At 63.8% G+C, this 279-nt stretch carries 1 pseudogene; it reads left to right on the forward strand.

The features are described from left to right. Positions 1 to 279 (forward strand): annotated as a pseudogene (locus ACPYOM_RS22350) (pyridine nucleotide-disulfide oxidoreductase); the annotation flags it as partial.

Below are 279 nucleotides of genomic sequence, written 5' to 3' on the forward strand. Positions count from 1 at the left end.
GTGCTGGACCGCGGCGACATCCGTTTCTTCGGCAATGTCGACTACGGCACGGACATCTCCATCGAGGATCTCCGCAAGCACTACGACGCCGTCATCTTCGCTACCGGCGCCATCAAGGACGCCGACCTGAACATCCCGGGCATCGAGCTTGAGGGTTCCTTCGGCGGCGCGGACTTCGTCTCCTGGTACGACGGCCACCCGGACGTTTCCCGCGAATGGCCGCTGGATGCCAAGGAAATCGCCGTCTTGGGCAACGGCAACGTGGCACTCGACGTGGCC

Source organism: Monashia sp. HAY1-2A (assembly GCF_056755315.1).